At 59.9% G+C, this 16,131-nt stretch carries 12 protein-coding genes; 11 read left to right on the forward strand and 1 reads right to left on the reverse strand.

What is annotated here, in order from left to right:
* Window positions 1–208 precede the first annotated feature (208 nt).
* The 11 genes from GAO09_RS22170 to GAO09_RS22220 all read left to right on the forward strand — a co-directional run bounded on the left by GAO09_RS22170 (window position 209) and on the right by GAO09_RS22220 (window position 15,124).
* A complete protein-coding gene (locus GAO09_RS22170; RefSeq protein WP_153357715.1) occupies window positions 209–2,674 on the forward strand; it encodes a glycogen/starch/alpha-glucan phosphorylase in 2,466 nt (821 codons plus the stop codon).
* Entirely contained in the window at window positions 2,671–4,896 is a 2,226-nt protein-coding gene (gene glgB, locus GAO09_RS22175; protein WP_153357718.1) for a 1,4-alpha-glucan branching protein GlgB, read from the forward strand. Before GAO09_RS22170 ends, glgB begins: the two co-directional genes overlap by 4 nt.
* 35 nt (window positions 4,897–4,931) lie before the next feature.
* Window positions 4,932–6,194 carry a glucose-1-phosphate adenylyltransferase gene (glgC, locus tag GAO09_RS22180; RefSeq protein ID WP_153357724.1) on the forward strand — a complete coding sequence of 421 codons (1,263 nt, stop codon included), beginning with the start codon at window positions 4,932–4,934 and terminating at the stop codon, window positions 6,192–6,194.
* A 26-nt stretch (window positions 6,195–6,220) separates the two neighbouring features.
* Window positions 6,221–7,666: a glycogen synthase GlgA gene (glgA, locus tag GAO09_RS22185; RefSeq protein WP_153358327.1), complete on the forward strand. Its 1,446-nt coding sequence runs from the start codon at window positions 6,221–6,223 to the stop codon at window positions 7,664–7,666.
* Window positions 7,667–7,668: 2 nt separating this feature from the next.
* Window positions 7,669–9,297 carry an alpha-D-glucose phosphate-specific phosphoglucomutase gene (locus GAO09_RS22190; protein WP_153358329.1) on the forward strand — a complete coding sequence of 543 codons (1,629 nt, stop codon included), beginning with the start codon at window positions 7,669–7,671 and terminating at the stop codon, window positions 9,295–9,297.
* A 36-nt stretch (window positions 9,298–9,333) separates the two neighbouring features.
* Complete coding sequence (locus tag GAO09_RS22195) at window positions 9,334–9,741, forward strand: GFA family protein (protein WP_324185067.1); 408 nt, start codon at window positions 9,334–9,336, stop codon at window positions 9,739–9,741.
* Window positions 9,738–11,678, forward strand: a complete 1,941-nt coding sequence (gene glgX / locus GAO09_RS22200) for a glycogen debranching protein GlgX (RefSeq protein ID WP_153357727.1) — start codon at window positions 9,738–9,740, stop codon at window positions 11,676–11,678. The genes GAO09_RS22195 and glgX overlap by 4 nt, the downstream gene beginning before the upstream one ends.
* Before the next feature lie 97 nt (window positions 11,679–11,775).
* Window positions 11,776–12,264: a MaoC family dehydratase gene (locus GAO09_RS22205; RefSeq protein WP_153357730.1), complete on the forward strand. Its 489-nt coding sequence runs from the start codon at window positions 11,776–11,778 to the stop codon at window positions 12,262–12,264.
* Between the two features lie 84 nt (window positions 12,265–12,348).
* Window positions 12,349–13,590, forward strand: coding sequence for an SAM-dependent methyltransferase (locus tag GAO09_RS22210; RefSeq protein WP_153357733.1), 1,242 nt, complete (start codon window positions 12,349–12,351; stop codon window positions 13,588–13,590).
* 20 nt (window positions 13,591–13,610) lie between these two features.
* The gene (locus tag GAO09_RS22215; protein ID WP_153357736.1) at window positions 13,611–14,672 is read left to right on the forward strand and encodes a DUF2332 domain-containing protein; all 1,062 of its coding nucleotides are present in this window, start codon (window positions 13,611–13,613) and stop codon (window positions 14,670–14,672) included.
* Between the two features lie 314 nt (window positions 14,673–14,986).
* Window positions 14,987–15,124, forward strand: a complete 138-nt coding sequence (locus GAO09_RS22220; protein WP_153357739.1) for a hypothetical protein — start codon at window positions 14,987–14,989, stop codon at window positions 15,122–15,124.
* Here the strand turns inward: GAO09_RS22220 and GAO09_RS22225 are convergent.
* Window positions 15,121–16,113, reverse strand: a complete 993-nt coding sequence (locus tag GAO09_RS22225; RefSeq protein ID WP_153357742.1) for a GlxA family transcriptional regulator — start codon at window positions 16,111–16,113, stop codon at window positions 15,121–15,123. The genes GAO09_RS22220 and GAO09_RS22225 overlap by 4 nt on opposite strands.
* Between the last annotated feature and the right edge of the window lie 18 nt (window positions 16,114–16,131).

The following is a 16,131-nucleotide window of genomic DNA, read 5'->3' on the forward strand; positions in this document are numbered from 1 at the left end:
ATCACCGCGCTATCTATGACACGCCCTCGCTGCCCGCAGCGGGGGCTTTGTTATTTCTGGCAAATTTCCTTTTCCGGTCTTGCCGAATGAAGCCGTGTCCCGATATTGCCAGTCCATCATAAGAATGCATAAACTGTGGTTTACTGCATGCCAGACGACTGAATCGGACGACCCTCCCATCCGCTCCTCCAGCAAAGTTGGCGATACAATGAGTACTACCGTCTTTTCCAACGACCTTCCTCATCCCGCTCCGCGTTCCTCGCGCCCGGAAATCATGGCCGCGGAGATCATCGAACGTCTCACCTATCGCATCGGCAAGGACGTGCAGGTTGCCAAGCCGCATGACTGGCTGACCGCCACCATTCTCGTGGTGCGCGACCGCATCATCGATCGCTGGATGGAGAGTACCCGTCAGGCTTACCGCACCGGGCAGAAGCGCGTTTATTATCTATCGCTGGAATTCCTGATCGGCCGCCTGATGCGTGATGCCGTCAGCAATCTCAACCTGATGTCGGAAATCCGCGACGCGCTGACCTCGCTCGGCGTCGATATCAACGTCATTGCCGGCCTCGAACCGGATGCGGCGCTTGGCAACGGTGGCCTTGGCCGTCTTGCTGCCTGTTTCATGGAGAGCATGGCGACGGTTGAAGTGCCGGCCTATGGCTACGGCATCCGTTATATCCACGGCCTGTTCCGCCAGCAGATGGCCGATGGCTGGCAGGTGGAACTGCCGGAAACATGGCTTGCCCACGGCAACCCATGGGAATTCGAACGCCGCGAAAGCTCCTACGAAATCGGATATGGCGGATCGGTCGAAACCGTCGGCGGTTACGACGATGCGCCGCGTTACGTCTGGAAACCGGCCGAACGCGTCATCGCCATGGCTTACGACACACCGGTCGTCGGCTGGCGCGGCAAACGCGTCAACACGCTGCGCCTGTGGTCGGCCCAGCCGATCGATCCCATCCTGCTCGACGCCTTTAATGCCGGCGACCATATCGGCGCACTGCGCGAGAGCAACAAGGCGGAAGCCCTGACCCGCGTGCTTTACCCGGCCGATGCCAATCCGGCCGGTCAGGAACTGCGCCTGCGCCAGGAATATTTCTTCTCGTCGGCCTCGCTGCAGGACATTCTGCGCCGCCATCTGCAGCAATACCCGGACTTCACTAACCTGCATGACAAGGTGTCGATCCAGCTCAACGACACGCATCCGGCGATTTCCATCGGCGAACTGATGCGTCTGCTCGTCGACGTGCACGGCATGGAGTTCGAGGAAGCGTGGGAAATCACCCGCCACACCTTCTCCTACACCAACCACACGCTGCTGCCCGAAGCGCTGGAAAGCTGGCCGGTGCCGCTGTTCGAGCGCCTTCTGCCGCGCCACATGCAGCTGGTTTATGCGATCAACGCAAAGATCCTCCTGGAAGCCCGCAAGGAAAAGAATTTTGGCGATAGCCAAATCCGTTCGATCTCGCTGATCGACGAAAGCGGCGATCGCCGCGTGCGCATGGGCAACCTCGCCTTCATCGGTTCGCATTCGGTCAACGGCGTTTCGGCGCTGCATACCGAACTGATGAAGGAAACGGTGTTTGCCGACCTGCACACGCTTTACCCGACCCGCATCAACAACAAGACCAACGGCATTACCCCGCGCCGCTGGCTGATGCAGTGCAATCCGGGCCTGACCTCGCTGATCCGCGAAGCGATCGGCGACAAGTTCATGGACGACACCGATGCGCTGGTGGAACTCGACAAGTTTGCCGACGACAAGGCGTTCCAGGAAAAATTCGCCGCCGTGAAGCGTGCCAACAAGGTAGCGCTGTCCAATCTCGTCGGCAGCCGCATGGGCATCCGCCTTGATCCATCGTCGATGTTCGACATCCAGATCAAGCGTATCCATGAATACAAACGCCAGTTGCTGAACATCGTCGAAGCCGTTGCTTTGTATGATCAAATTCGCTCGCACCCGGAACTGGATTGGGTTCCGCGCGTTAAGCTCTTCGCAGGCAAGGCAGCCCCCAGCTACCACAATGCGAAACTGATCATCAAACTCGCCAACGACGTGGCGCGGGTCATCAACAACGACCCGGCGGTGCGCGGCCTTCTGAAAGTGGTGTTCGTGCCCAACTATAACGTCACGCTGGCCGAGACCATGGTCCCGGCCGCCGACCTGTCCGAGCAGATCTCGACGGCCGGCATGGAAGCGTCGGGCACCGGCAACATGAAGTTCGCGCTGAACGGCGCGCTGACGATCGGCACGCTGGATGGTGCCAACGTCGAAATGCAGGAACATGTCGGTGCGGAAAACATCGTCATCTTCGGCATGACGGCGGAAGAGGTTTCGAACCTGCGCGCCGGCGAATACAATCCGCGCGAGGTCATCGAAGGCTCGCGCGAACTGTCGCAGGCGCTCGCCGCCATCTCTTCCGGCGTGTTTTCGCCGGATGACCGTAACCGCTTCACCGGCCTGATGGACGGTATCTACAACACCGACTGGTTCCTGGTCGCCGCCGATTTCGACGCCTATGCGAAAGCACAGCGCGATGTCGACCAGATCTGGACCGATACCTCGTCCTGGTACTCCAAGACGATCCGCAACACTGCCCGGATGGGCTGGTTCTCGTCCGATCGCACCATCCGTCAATATGCGACGGAAATCTGGAGAGCCATATGACCAAATCGCCCAAGGAACTTGGAGAAACGGAAGCCCTGGCTGAAACCAGGGCTCCCGGTGAGATACCGCTCTCCGAGATCGAGGCGATCATCAACGGCAAGCACACCAATCCCTTCGCCGTTCTGGGTGTCCACCAGATCGGCGGAGGCTTCATGGCCCGCTGCTTCATTCCCGGCGCCGAGGAAGCCATCGCACTTACCCTCGACGGCAAGGATCTGGGCGAGCTGAAACTGCGCCACGAGGCCGGTTATTTCGAGGGCATGGTGCCGGTCACCAGCCAGCAGCCGCTGCGCTATCGTGCCGCCCGCGGCGATGTCGAATGGGCGGTCACCGACCCCTATTCCTTCGGCCCTGTGCTCGGCCCCATGGACGATTATCTCTTACGCGAAGGCTCGCATTTGCGGCTGTTCGACAGGATGGGCGCACATCCTGTCAAACACGAAGGCGTCGAAGGCTTTCATTTTGCCGTCTGGGCTCCGAATGCGCAGCGTGTCTCCGTTGTCGGCGAGTTCAACAATTGGGATGGCCGCCGCCATGTCATGCGTCTGCGGCAGGACACCGGCATCTGGGAAATTTTTGCGCCCGATGTCCGTGCCGGTGCCGCCTACAAATACGAGATCGTCGGTGCCGACGGCACGCTTTTGCCGCTGAAGGCCGATCCTTATGCCCGCCGCGCCGAGATGAGGCCCGACACTGCATCGGTCACAACGCCGGAACTCGAGCAGAAATGGGATGACGCCGCCCACCGCGAGCATTGGGAAAAGGCCGACCACCGCCGCCAGCCGATTTCCATCTACGAAGTGCACGCCGGTTCATGGCAGCGCCGCGACGACGGCTCCTTCCTCTCTTGGGACGAACTCGCCTCGCAGCTGATCCCCTACTGCACCGACATGGGCTTTACCCATATCGAATTCCTGCCCATCACCGAACACCCCTATGATCCCTCATGGGGTTACCAGACCACCGGCCTCTACGCCCCCTCCGCCCGTTTCGGCGAGCCGGAAGGGTTTGCCCGTTTCGTCAACGGCGCACACAAGGTCGGTCTCGGCGTCATCCTCGACTGGGTGCCGGCGCATTTCCCGACCGATGCCCACGGCCTTCGCCATTTCGATGGCACCGCCCTTTACGAACATGCCGATCCGCGTCAGGGCTACCACCCCGACTGGAACACCGCGATCTACAACTTTGGCCGCGTCGAGGTTCTCTCTTACCTCATCAACAACGCGCTCTACTGGTCGGAAAAATTCCATCTCGACGGCCTTCGCGTCGATGCCGTCGCCTCGATGCTCTATCTCGACTACTCGCGCCGCCACGGCGAATGGGTGCCGAACGAATATGGCGGCCGTGAAAACCTCGAATCCGTGCGCTTTCTGCAGAAGATGAATTCGCTCTCCTACGGCGCCCATCCCGGCATGATGACGATCGCCGAAGAATCGACGTCGTGGCCAAAGGTTTCGGCGCCGGTGCATGAGGGCGGGCTTGGTTTCGGCTTCAAGTGGAACATGGGCTTCATGCACGACACGCTGTCCTATATGGGCCGCGATCCCGTGCACCGAAAATTCCACCACAGCGAACTGACTTTTGGCCTCGTCTACGCCTTCTCCGAAAACTTTGTCCTGCCGATCAGCCATGACGAAGTGGTGCACGGCAAGGGCTCGATGATCGCCAAGATGGCGGGCGACGACTGGCAGAAGTTTGCCAACCTGCGCGCCTATTACGGCCTGATGTGGGGTTATCCCGGCAAAAAACTGCTGTTCATGGGCCAGGAATTTGCCCAGTGGAGCGAATGGAGTGAGGAGCGCGCGCTCGACTGGAACCTCCTGCAATACCACATGCACGAAGGCATGCGCCGCCTGATCCGCGACCTGAATTTCTGCTACCGCTCGAAACCGGCGCTGCATGCGCGCGATTGCGAAGGCGAAGGGTTTCGCTGGCTGGTCGTCGATGACGACGACAATTCGGTCTATGCGTGGCTCAGAATGTCGCCCGGAGAAAAGCCGGTGGCGGTGATCTGCAATTTCACGCCGGCCTATCGCGAAAACTATCGAATTTCCTTGCCGAATGCCGGTCGCTGGCGCGAAATACTCAATACCGATGCCGAGATCTATGGCGGCAGCGGCAAGGGCAATGGCGGACGCGTGCAGGCGGTCGATGCGGGAGGCACGATCTCGGCCGAAGTGACGCTGCCGCCCTTGGCGACGATCATGCTGGAACTGGAATAAAAGCGGGCGACAAGCCGAAATTTGGGGAGGATGAAATGACCACGAAACGCGTTCAACCACTCGCACGTGATGCCATGGCCTATGTTCTGGCCGGCGGCCGGGGGAGCCGCCTGAAGGAACTGACCGACCGCCGTGCCAAACCGGCCGTCTATTTCGGCGGCAAGACCCGCATCATCGATTTCGCGCTGTCCAACGCACTCAATTCCGGCATTCGCCGCATCGGCGTCGCCACGCAATACAAGGCGCATTCGCTGATCCGCCACATGCAGCGCGGCTGGGACTTTTTCCGCCCCGAGCGTAACGAAAGTTTCGACATCCTGCCGGCCTCGCAGCGCGTTTCCGAAACGCAATGGTACGAAGGCACGGCCGACGCCGTTTACCAGAACATCGACATCATCCAGGATCATGGCGTCGAATACATGGTCATCCTGGCCGGCGACCACGTCTACAAGATGGACTACGAATTGATGTTGCAGCAGCACGTCGATTCCGGCGCCGATGTTACCGTCGGCTGCCTGGAAGTGCCGCGCATGGAAGCCGTCGCCTTCGGTGTCATGCATGTCAACGCCAAGGACGAGATCATCGATTTCGTGGAAAAGCCCGCCGATCCACCGAGCATCCCCGGTGACCCGGACCACGCTCTGGCCTCAATGGGCATCTATGTCTTCCACACCAAATTCCTGATCGAGGCGCTGAAACGCGACGCCGCCGATCCGAATTCCAGCCGTGATTTCGGCAAGGACATCATTCCGCACATCGTCGCCAACGGCAAAGCCGTCGCCCACCGTTTTGCCGACAGCTGCGTGCGTTCCGATTTCGAGCGTGAGCCTTACTGGCGCGATGTCGGCACGATCGATGCCTATTGGCAGGCGAACGTCGATCTGACGGCAATCGTCCCGACGCTCGACATCTACGACAAGTCCTGGCCGATCTGGACCTATCAGGAAGTCACCCCTCCGGCGAAATTCGTGCATGACGACGAGGACCGTCGCGGCTCGGCGATTTCCTCGGTCGTTTCGGGCGATTGCATCATTTCCGGCTCGTCGCTGAACCGCAGCCTGTTGTTCACAGGTGTGCGCGCCAATTCCTATTCGCGCCTCGACGGTGCCGTAATCCTGCCGAATGTGCACATTGGAAGACATGCTCAGCTTCGCAATGTCGTCATCGATGCGGGTGTAGTCATTCCCGAAGGACTGGTGGTCGGCGAAGATCCCGAAATCGACGCAAAGCGTTTTCGACGCAGCGAAGGCGGGATTTGCCTGATCACCCAGAAGATGCTCGACAAGCTCGACATCTGAAGACGAAACGGGGTTTGAACACGAACATGCAGGTTCTGGCCGTTGCATCCGAACTGTACCCGCTGGTGAAAACCGGCGGGCTTGCCGATGTGGCCGGTGCGCTGCCCCTGGCGCTGAAACATTATCGTGTGAGCACTAAGACGCTCATCCCCGGTTATCCGGCGGTGATGGCAAAACTGCGCGGCGACACCGTGCAACGCCTGCATTTCGACAACCTGCTCGGCGTCTCCGCCGATATCATCGAAACCCATATCGACGGTCTCGACCTCCTCATTCTCGACGCGCCGGAACTGTTCAACCGCCCCGGCGGCCCTTACGCCGATGCCACCGGCGCCGACCATTCCGACAACTGGCGCCGTTTTGCCGCCCTGTCGTTGGCGGCGGCCCGCATTGCTGGCGGCGAAATGCAAGGCTGGCAGCCGGACCTGATACATGTGCATGACTGGCAGGCAGGTCTCGTGCCCGCCTATATGCGTTATGGCGACACACCCGAACTGCCGAGCCTGATCACCATACACAACATCGCCTTTCAGGGCCGGTTCGATGCCAGCGTGCTGCCGCATATCGGCCTGCCTGCCCATGCCTATGACATCGATGGTGTCGAGTTTTATGGTGGCGTCGGTTATCTCAAGGCCGGGCTGCAGACGGCATGGGCGATCAACACCGTCAGCCCGACCTATGCGGAAGAAATCCTCACGCCGGAATTCGGCATGGGTCTCGAAGGCTTGCTCACCGCCCGCGCCGAGCATCTGTCCGGCATCGTCAACGGCATCGATACCGATGTCTGGGACCCGCGCTCGGACACAGCACTCGGCACCCACTACAGCGCCGCCACCTTGAAAGCCCGCAGCGTCAACAAGCGCGCCGTCGAACAGCGTTTTGGTCTCGATCAAGACGATGGTCCGCTATTTTGCGTGATTTCGCGCCTCACCATGCAAAAGGGCATGGACGTGCTGGCAGAACTCGCCGACGAGATCGTTTCGCTCGGTGCCCGCCTCGCCGTTCTCGGCTCCGGCGATCCGTGGCTCGAATCCGAACTATCGGCCGCAGCCGCCCGCCATCCCGGCCGCATCGCCATCAACCGTGGTTATGACGAGCCGCTGTCGCACCTGATGCAGGCAGGCAGTGACGCCATTCTCATTCCATCCCGTTTCGAACCCTGCGGACTGACCCAGCTTTACGGCCTGCGCTATGGCTGCGTGCCTGTGGTCAGCCGCACCGGCGGTCTCAACGATACCGTCATCGATGCCAACCCGGCCGCAATATCGGCCGGAGCAGCCACCGGCGTGTCCTTCAACGCCGTCACCACCGATAACCTGCGCCGCGCCATCAGGCGCACTGTCGGCCTCTACCAGAGCCCCAAGATCTGGCAGGCCATGCAGAAGCAGGGCATGAAATCGGATGTCTCCTGGGACAAGAGCGCCGGCCTTTATGCCGACCTCTACGCCCAACTCATTGCAAATAAAGGATGACCATGTTCAAGACCGTCACCACCGCGCCATACAAGGATCAGAAACCGGGCACTTCGGGCCTGCGCAAAAAGGTCCCGGTTTTCCAGCAGGAAAACTACGCCGAAAATTTCATCCAGGCGATCTTCGACAGCCTTGAAGGGTTTGAAGGCAAGACGCTGGTGATCGGCGGCGATGGCCGGTATTACAACCGCGAAGTCATCCAGAAGGCGCTGAAAATGGCGGCCGCTTCCGGCTTCGGCAAGGTCATGGTCGGCCAGGGCGGCATCCTTTCCACCCCGGCTGCGTCCAACCTCATCCGCAAATACAAGGCCTTTGGCGGCATCGTTCTCTCCGCCAGCCACAATCCCGGCGGCCCGACCGAAGATTTTGGCATCAAGTACAATATCGGTAATGGCGGCCCGGCCCCCGAAAAAATCACCGACGCGATCTTTGCCCGCACGCAGGTCATCGACACCTACAAGATCGCCGACGTCGCCGACATCGACCTCGACGCAATCGGCACCTTCGATCTCGCCGGCATGACGGTGGAAGTGGTCGATCCGGTCGCCGATTACGTCACGCTGATGGAAGAACTTTTTGATTTCCCGGCCATCAAGGCCCACATCGCCGGTGGCTTCAAGGTGGTCATCGATTCGATGGGTGCCGTCACCGGTCCTTACGCCGTGGAAATCCTCGAAAAGCATCTTGGCGCCCCGGCCGGTTCGGTACGCAATTCCACGCCGCTACCGGATTTCGGTGGTCATCACCCGGACCCGAACCTCGTTCACGCCAAGGAGCTTTATGACGACGTCATGAGCCCGACCGGCCCCGATTTCGGCGCCGCTTCCGATGGCGATGGCGACCGCAACATGGTGGTCGGCAAGAACATGTTCGTCACCCCGTCGGACAGCCTCGCGATCATCGCCGCAAACGCGACGCTGGCACCGGGTTACGCCAAGGGCATCGCCGGCATCGCTCGTTCCATGCCGACAAGTGCCGCCGCCGACCGCGTGGCCGAAAAACTCGGCATCGGCATGTACGAGACCCCGACCGGCTGGAAATTCTTCGGCAACCTGCTGGATGCCGGCAAGGCGACGATCTGCGGCGAAGAAAGCTTTGGCACCGGGTCCGACCACGTGCGTGAGAAGGATGGCTTGTGGGCCGTGCTGTTCTGGCTGAACATTCTGGCCGTGCGCAAGGAAAGCGCCTACGACATCGTCACCAAGCACTGGGCCGAATATGGCCGCAACTACTATTCGCGCCACGATTATGAAGAAGTCGACAGCGATGCCGCCAACGGCATGGTAACGGCGCTGCGCGAAAAACTCTCGACCCTGCCAGGCCAGACATTTGGTGCGCTAAAGGTCGAGGCCGCTGACGATTTTGCCTATAACGATCCGGTCGATGGTTCGGTCTCGAAAAACCAGGGCATCCGCGTGATGTTCGAAGGCGGCAGCCGCGTTGTCTTCCGCCTCTCCGGCACCGGCACTTCGGGCGCCACCATCCGCCTGTATGTCGAACGCTACGAGCCGGACGCCTCGCGTCACGGCATCGAAACGCAGGAAGCGCTGGCCGACCTGATCGCGGTGGCTGACGAGATTTCCGAGCTGAAAAAGCGTTCGGGCCGCGATGCTCCTACGGTCATCACCTAATCTGACGGCAAGCGATACGGCCAAAAAGGGCAAATAGTGACGACACGAACGGCATCCTGCGGCTGCGGCCAGCTTCGCATCAAGGTGAATGGCGCGCCGCTTGCCGTTGGCGTGTGTCATTGTTTTGCCTGCCAGCAGAGGACCGGCAGCGTTTTTGCAGCGCTTGCCGCTTTCGCCCCGCCTTATGCCGTCAGCGGCAAGGCGCAGGAATATTTGAGAACGGGCGATCAGGGCGCCCGTTTTCGCTTCCGCTTCTGCCCCGTCTGCGGCAGCAATCTTTTCCATACGGAAGAGAGCGTCGCTGACAATTCCGTTGCCGTCGCGGTCGGCTGCTTCAGCGATCCGTCCTTCCCGCCGCCGCGCGATTCCATCTATGACTGCCGAAGGCACACGTGGGTGACGCTTCCGGCCGGTGTAACCATCCATGCAAGGGATCCGGCATGAGGCTTGGTGCGACCCTCACCGCCAATGGCGCCGACTTCGCCATCTGGTCCTCGACTGCCGAAAAAATCGAGCTCTGCCTTTTTGATGCAGACGGCAAAACCGAAACTGCCCGTCATGCGCTGACACATGGCGAAAACGACGTCCATTACATCACCCTCCCCGGCATCACCGCCGGCCAGCGTTACGGATTTCGTGCCCACGGTACCTACGATCCCGATCACGGCCTCTGGTTCGACCCATCCAAACTGCTGATCGACCCTTATGCCCGCGAACTCGACCGCCCCTTCCGCCACGATGTCCGTCTGATGCGGTTTGGCGAAGACACCGCCGATATAGTGCCCAAAGCCATCGTCACATCCCAGACGAAAACCAAGGTCACGGCGCCAAAACTCAAACCCGGCGGTTTTGTTTATGAAGTGGCCGTTCGCCCCTTCACCATGCTGCACCCGGATGTGCTGGAACAACAACGCGGCACGATCGCCGCCCTCGCCCACCCATCCGTCATCGCGCACCTGAAAAACATTGGCGTCGACGCCATCGAACTGATGCCGATCACCGCATGGATCGATGAACGTCATCTTCCCCCGCTCGGCCTCACCAATGGTTGGGGTTACAATCCCGTCGCCTTCATGGCGCTCGATCCGCGCCTTTGCCCCGGCGGCATGAGCGAACTGCGCAAGACAGTAGCGACACTGCACGAAGCCGGCATCGATACCATCCTCGACCTCGTGTTCAACCACACCGGCGAAAGCGACCGTTATGGCGCGACGCTCTCCATGCGCGGCCTCGACAATCTCTCCTATTACCGCCATCTGCCGGATGCGCCCGACGTACTGGTCAACGACACCGGCACCGGCAACACCGTCGCCTGCGATCACCCGATAGTACAACGCCTGATCATCGACACGCTGCGTCACTTCGTGCTGGAGGCCGGCATAGACGGTTTCCGCTTTGACCTCGCCCCCGTTCTCGGCCGCACCGCAAACGGTTTTGTCCGCGATGGCGGCACCCTCTCGGCCATTCTGGCAGATGATGTGCTGGCCGATCGCATCATGATCGCCGAACCTTGGGATATCGGCCCCGGCGGTTACCAGCTCGGCAATTTCCCATCCCCCTTCCTCGAATGGAACGACCGCGCCCGCGACGATCTGCGCCGTTACTGGCGCGGCGACAATGGCCTGACCGGCACGCTGGCAAGCGCTCTGGCCGGAACATCGAGCGTGTTTTCGCAACATGGCCTGACACAGACCCGCAGCGTCAATTTCCTTGCCGCCCATGACGGATTCACGCTGATGGACCTCGTGTCGCACGAGCACAAGCACAACGAGGCGAACGGCGAAAACAACCGCGATGGCCACGGCGAAAACCTGTCGTGGAACAACGGCACCGAAGGCGCGACTGAGGACGACAGCATTCTCGAAAACCGCCGTCGCGATGTCATCGCCCTTCTCTCCACCCTGTTCGTCTCCCGCGGCACGGTGATGCTGACGGCAGGTGACGAAGGCGGCCGCTCGCAAGGTGGCAACAACAATGCCTATTGCCAGGACAATGCCATCACCTGGGTGGACTGGCAAAAACTCGATCCGGCAATCATCGCCCACACCGCCTTTCTCTCAAGCTTGAGAAAACGCTTTCCAGCCTTCGCCGACACCGCTTTTTTGACAGGAGAAGGCGATATCGAATGGTTTTCCGCCCGTGGCGAGGTCATGACCGTAGGAGATTGGGAACGCGGCGACGCCTCCACGCTGACCATGGTGCTTGCCACGCCCGATCGAGAAACCGGCCAGAATGTCCGCATAGCCGTTCTCTTCAACCGTGGCCACGACACTGTCGAAGCCCGACTGCCCGGAAACAACTGGCAGGCGCTGGCATCGCCCTACACAATCGGTAGAATGAATTTGCCGCCGCGCTCAGTAAGCTTCGCAAGCGGACTGTGATTGCATCCCCGGCCAGCAAACTGATTTTCAGAAATGCAATTTACGTATAAATTCTTGATACTTGCCGGAAATAACCCGCCAGCTGAAAGAGATACTGATGCCACGTGAGATTTCGCTAAGCGATGTCAAGGATCTCGTCGGAACCGAAATCGGCGTGTCCAGCTGGATCACCGTCGACCAGACGATGATCGACACCTTTGCCGACGCTACCGACGATCATCAGTTCATCCATGTGGACCCCGCGCGCGCCGAGGCAGAGAGCCCGTTCGGCGGCACGATTGCCCATGGTTTCCTGACGCTATCACTCCTGTCGACCATGAATTACGATTGCCTGCCGGTGATCCGCGAGCAAACGATGGGCCTCAATTACGGCCTGGACCATATCCGCTTCGGTTCCCCCGTCAGAACCGGCAAACGTATTCGTGGCCATTTCAAACTTACCGAAGCCCGTTTTCGCGGCGCCGGCATGCTGATGACCACCTATGACGTCAACATCGAAATCGAAGACGAAAAGAAGCCCGCTCTGACCGCCACCTGGACGACGATCGTGCAGTTCGATCCCAAAGACCGTCCCGAGGACGCGTAAGCAGAAAAACTGCAATTTCCTGATGCAGGCCGAGTACCTGCGGTGCTAGGCTGGAAACATTCATCCCCACCGCCTGGAGGCTGCATGTTCCCTCTCTCGCATATGATGAAATCCTTTATCCGCAAGGGCCGCCTGACGGTCATCGATGCCGACGGCAAGCGGCACGTGTTTGCCGGCACGCCGGGTCTCGAAGTGACCATGCGGCTGACCGACCCGAAACTCTACAAGGGCCTTGTCTTCAATCCCGAGCTTGCCGCCGGCGAAGCCTATATGGATGGCACGATGCGCTTCGAGGAAGGCTCGACGCTGCAAGATTTCCTGACGCTGTTTTCGGTCAACCGGCTGTCGCTCGGCTCCTATCCGCTGCAAAAGGTATTGCGAGCAATAAAAATGCGGTTCCGCAAACGCCAGCAATCCAATCGCAAGGGTCAAGCGCAACAGAACGTCGCCCATCACTACGATCTCGGCAACGAATTTTACAAACTCTTCCTCGACGACAACATGCTCTATTCCTGCGCCTATTTTCGTGAGGAAGGCGAGACGCTGGAACAGGCACAGCGCAACAAGCTGCGGCTGCTAGCAGCAAAACTCGGCCTCAAACCGGGCATGAAAGTGCTGGATATCGGCTGCGGCTGGGGCGATCTTGCGCTGTATCTCGCGAGCCTCGAAGACGTGCAGGTTCTGGGCGTGACGCTCTCGAAAGAACAGCAGGCGCTGGCATCGGAAAGAGCGCAAAAAGCCGGGTTGGCTGATCGCGTCAAGTTCGAGCTGCGCGATTATCGCGACGTCACCGAAAAGTTCGATCGCATCGTTTCTGTCGGCATGTTCGAACATGTCGGTGTGCACCATTACGATGAGTTTTTTGCCAAGATAAACACGCTGATGCCGGATGACGGCGTGATGGTACTGCACTCGATCGGCCATATGAGCCCGCCCGGCATGGCCAGCCCCTGGCTTCGGAAATACATTTTTCCGGGCGCCTATTCTCCCGCCCTGTCGGAAGTGTTCGAGGTTGTCGAGCAGAACAGCCTCTGGGTCACCGATCTGGAATTTTTGCGCGTGCATTACGCCACCACGCTTGCCCATTGGAACCAGCGTTTTCAGGCCAACCGCAACAGGGTGATCGAACTCTATGACGAGCGGTTTGCTCGCATGTGGGAGTTTTATCTGATCAGCGCCGAGATGATGTTCCGCACCGGCAGCCAGATGGTCTTTCATATGCAATTGTCCAGAAAACGCGCTGCCGCCCCGATCGTGCGCGACTACATTACTGACAAACAACGTGAATATATCGAGCGGGAAAAACGGCTCGACCTATCCATTTGAGAGAATGCAGGAGGACATGAATGGCACCGGAGACAGATCGTGAAACCGCTGTGCGGGAGGCTTTTCGCGCGCAGATCAAGGCCGCAACAGCACTCGGTTCGCCCTTCGTCGCCCGCCTTTCGGCCCTTGCCGCGCAGAGGTTGAACCGCGACACCGATGTCGGTCGCGCCCTGCTCGACTGGCCCGGCGACGCCTCGATCAACAACGATCTTGTTCCGGCCCGTCTTGCCGGCTGCCTGCATGCGCTGGTTCTGTCGGGCAAGGATGATGCGCTGAAAACGCTTTATCCGCCTCACGAAAGCGATGACGATATGCTCTGGCAAGCGATCACCAACGCTTTCGAAGCCCATGGCGAATTCATCCTGCAACGGCTGCAATCGCCACCGCAGACCAATGAAATTCGTCGTTGCAACGCCCTTCTGCCGGGTTTTCTCACCATTGCGGAGATTTTCGAAAAACCGCTCGACCTGCTGGAAGTCGGTGCCAGCGCTGGCCTCAATCTGCAATGGGACAGATATCGCTACAATCTTGGTGGTTTCGAATGGGGCGACCCCGCCTCGCCCGTTCTGCTTCAGCCCGACTGGCAGGGGCCGCCGCCGCCCAACGCGACAATCACCATCGCAAGCCGCCTTGGTTGCGATTTGAACCCGCTCGACGTCACCTCGGCGGAAGACCGGCGGCGGCTGATGTCCTATGTCTGGGCCGACCAGCCGGACCGCCTGCAGCGCCTGTCGGCCGCGCTTGACCTTGCGGTCGGCGATCCGCCGCCGGTGGAACGCGCCGATGCGCTGGAATGGCTGCCGCGCGAACTGGTAAAACCGCCGACCGGTGCGGTGCGCGTGATCTACCATTCCATCGCCTGGCAATATCTGCCGGCAAGCTTACGCGCTCGCGGCGAAGCCACCATCACCGAAGCCGGCAAACGCGCAACGAAAGACCAGCCGCTTGCCCGCCTGCAGATGGAAGCCGACGACAAGGCGGATGGCGCCACGATCAGCCTGCAGATCTGGCCAACGGGAGAAATCCGCGAACTGGGGCGCGTGGATTTTCACGGGCGCTGGGTTAAGTGGAAGGGGTGGTGACCGCAGCCCACATCATATCATCCCGAATTTGACACTCATCGAATGCATCCTATGATTGCATTGGATGGGTGGAAATGCCAATGAGCGGGCTTGATATTGCGGAAATGGAGCAGATGAAACTGCTCGCCAATGCGTTCACAGGACATCCACGGCCTGCATTGCTGTTGGCGTCGTGACGCCAATTGCGGACGTCATTATGGGATCGGCGACACATCTGTCCAATTTAGCGGGTTGATGGTAAGTTATTTCACCAGATGGCTTACAGTCGTCATCGCGCTACACTACATGGCGCGACGCGTATTGAGGAAGCTAAGATGACATCAGAATGGCTCTTTATTTCATTCGGGATGCCTGCAATCATCGCGGTCATCGCCTATGTCGCAGTCCGTCTGCATGAATGGGACCTTGACCGCAGCACAAGCACCGCCACCCCGGCGAATAGTTTTCGCTAACCGCCCACGCCACCAAATCGCTGGCGATACGCGCCCGGCGTGATTCCCGTCTTCCGCAAAAAGCTTCGGTGCAGCATGTCGAGACTGCCGAAACCGCTGCGCTCAGCGATACGTGCAAGCGGCCAATCCGTCGTTTCCAGCAGCAGCTTCACGCGTTCCACCCGCGCGGTTTCAACGAAGGCAGCCGGCGTTGTGCCGGTCTCAGTCCTGAAAGTACGGGCGAAATGGCGTTCGCTTTGCCCGACGCGGGCAGCAAGGGCCGGCACTGAAAGGTCACCGTCCGGATTTTCGATGATATCCGCCAGCAACGTCTTCAGCCTCGGTGTCGATGCCGTGGTCTGGATGCCGGCACTGAATTGCGACTGGCCGCCCGGCCGACGCAGAAACAGCACAAGTTCACGGGCCACCGCGCGCGCCGTCTCTGTGCCAAGATCCTCCTCGACAAAGGCCATGGCAAGGTCGATGCCGGCGGTAACACCCGCGGATGTATAGATCGGCGGTTCGGCCACGAATATGGCATCGGGCTCGAGTTGCACACTCGGCTCGATCAGCGGCAGAAAACGGTGCAGGTTCCAGTGCGTGGTCGCGCGCTTGTCTTTCAGGAGACCGGCAGCGGCAAACAGAAGCGCACCACTGCAAATGCTTGCCATGCGTCGCGCCTGCCCGGCATGGAGGCGTAACCATGCGAGGAAATCGGCATCTTGCATGGCTGTCATCATCGGCAGTTCACCGCCACCGCAGACCAGAATCATATCGGCATCTGCCGCAACGTCTGTGATCGCCATACAGGGGCCGATCTCATAACCGGCATGGGTCTTGATCGGTTGCCCCGTCAAAGAGGCAAGCTCGATACGGTAGGCGGGCGCGTGCTTGGGGCGAAACCTGTTGGCAACGGCCAGCACTTCGGCAGGCCCGGTGATATCCAGCGACTGCACGCCGTCGATCGCCACCATCACCACGCACCGTTCCATCACCGCTCTTATCGCCATGGCGCTTTTTACGACCTT

The sequence above is a fragment of the Endobacterium cereale genome, assembly GCF_009617585.1.
GTDB lineage: Bacteria > Pseudomonadota > Alphaproteobacteria > Rhizobiales > Rhizobiaceae > Neorhizobium > Neorhizobium cereale.

Bases quoted from the DNA above. Each gene is read 5' to 3' on its own strand.
- GAO09_RS22170 (WP_153357715.1), top strand. From the start codon at position 209: ATGAGTACTACCGTCTTTTCCAACGACCTTCCTCATCCCGCTCCGCGT.
- glgB (WP_153357718.1), top strand. From the start codon at position 2,671: ATGACCAAATCGCCCAAGGAACTTGGAGAAACGGAAGCCCTGGCTGAA.
- glgC (WP_153357724.1), top strand. From the start codon at position 4,932: ATGACCACGAAACGCGTTCAACCACTCGCACGTGATGCCATGGCCTAT.
- glgA (WP_153358327.1), top strand. From the start codon at position 6,221: ATGCAGGTTCTGGCCGTTGCATCCGAACTGTACCCGCTGGTGAAAACC.
- GAO09_RS22190 (WP_153358329.1), top strand. From the start codon at position 7,669: ATGTTCAAGACCGTCACCACCGCGCCATACAAGGATCAGAAACCGGGC.
- glgX (WP_153357727.1), top strand. From the start codon at position 9,738: ATGAGGCTTGGTGCGACCCTCACCGCCAATGGCGCCGACTTCGCCATC.
- GAO09_RS22205 (WP_153357730.1), top strand. From the start codon at position 11,776: ATGCCACGTGAGATTTCGCTAAGCGATGTCAAGGATCTCGTCGGAACC.
- GAO09_RS22210 (WP_153357733.1), top strand. From the start codon at position 12,349: ATGTTCCCTCTCTCGCATATGATGAAATCCTTTATCCGCAAGGGCCGC.
- GAO09_RS22215 (WP_153357736.1), top strand. From the start codon at position 13,611: ATGGCACCGGAGACAGATCGTGAAACCGCTGTGCGGGAGGCTTTTCGC.
- GAO09_RS22220 (WP_153357739.1), top strand. From the start codon at position 14,987: ATGACATCAGAATGGCTCTTTATTTCATTCGGGATGCCTGCAATCATC.
- GAO09_RS22225 (WP_153357742.1), bottom strand. From the start codon at position 16,113: ATGGCGATAAGAGCGGTGATGGAACGGTGCGTGGTGATGGTGGCGATC.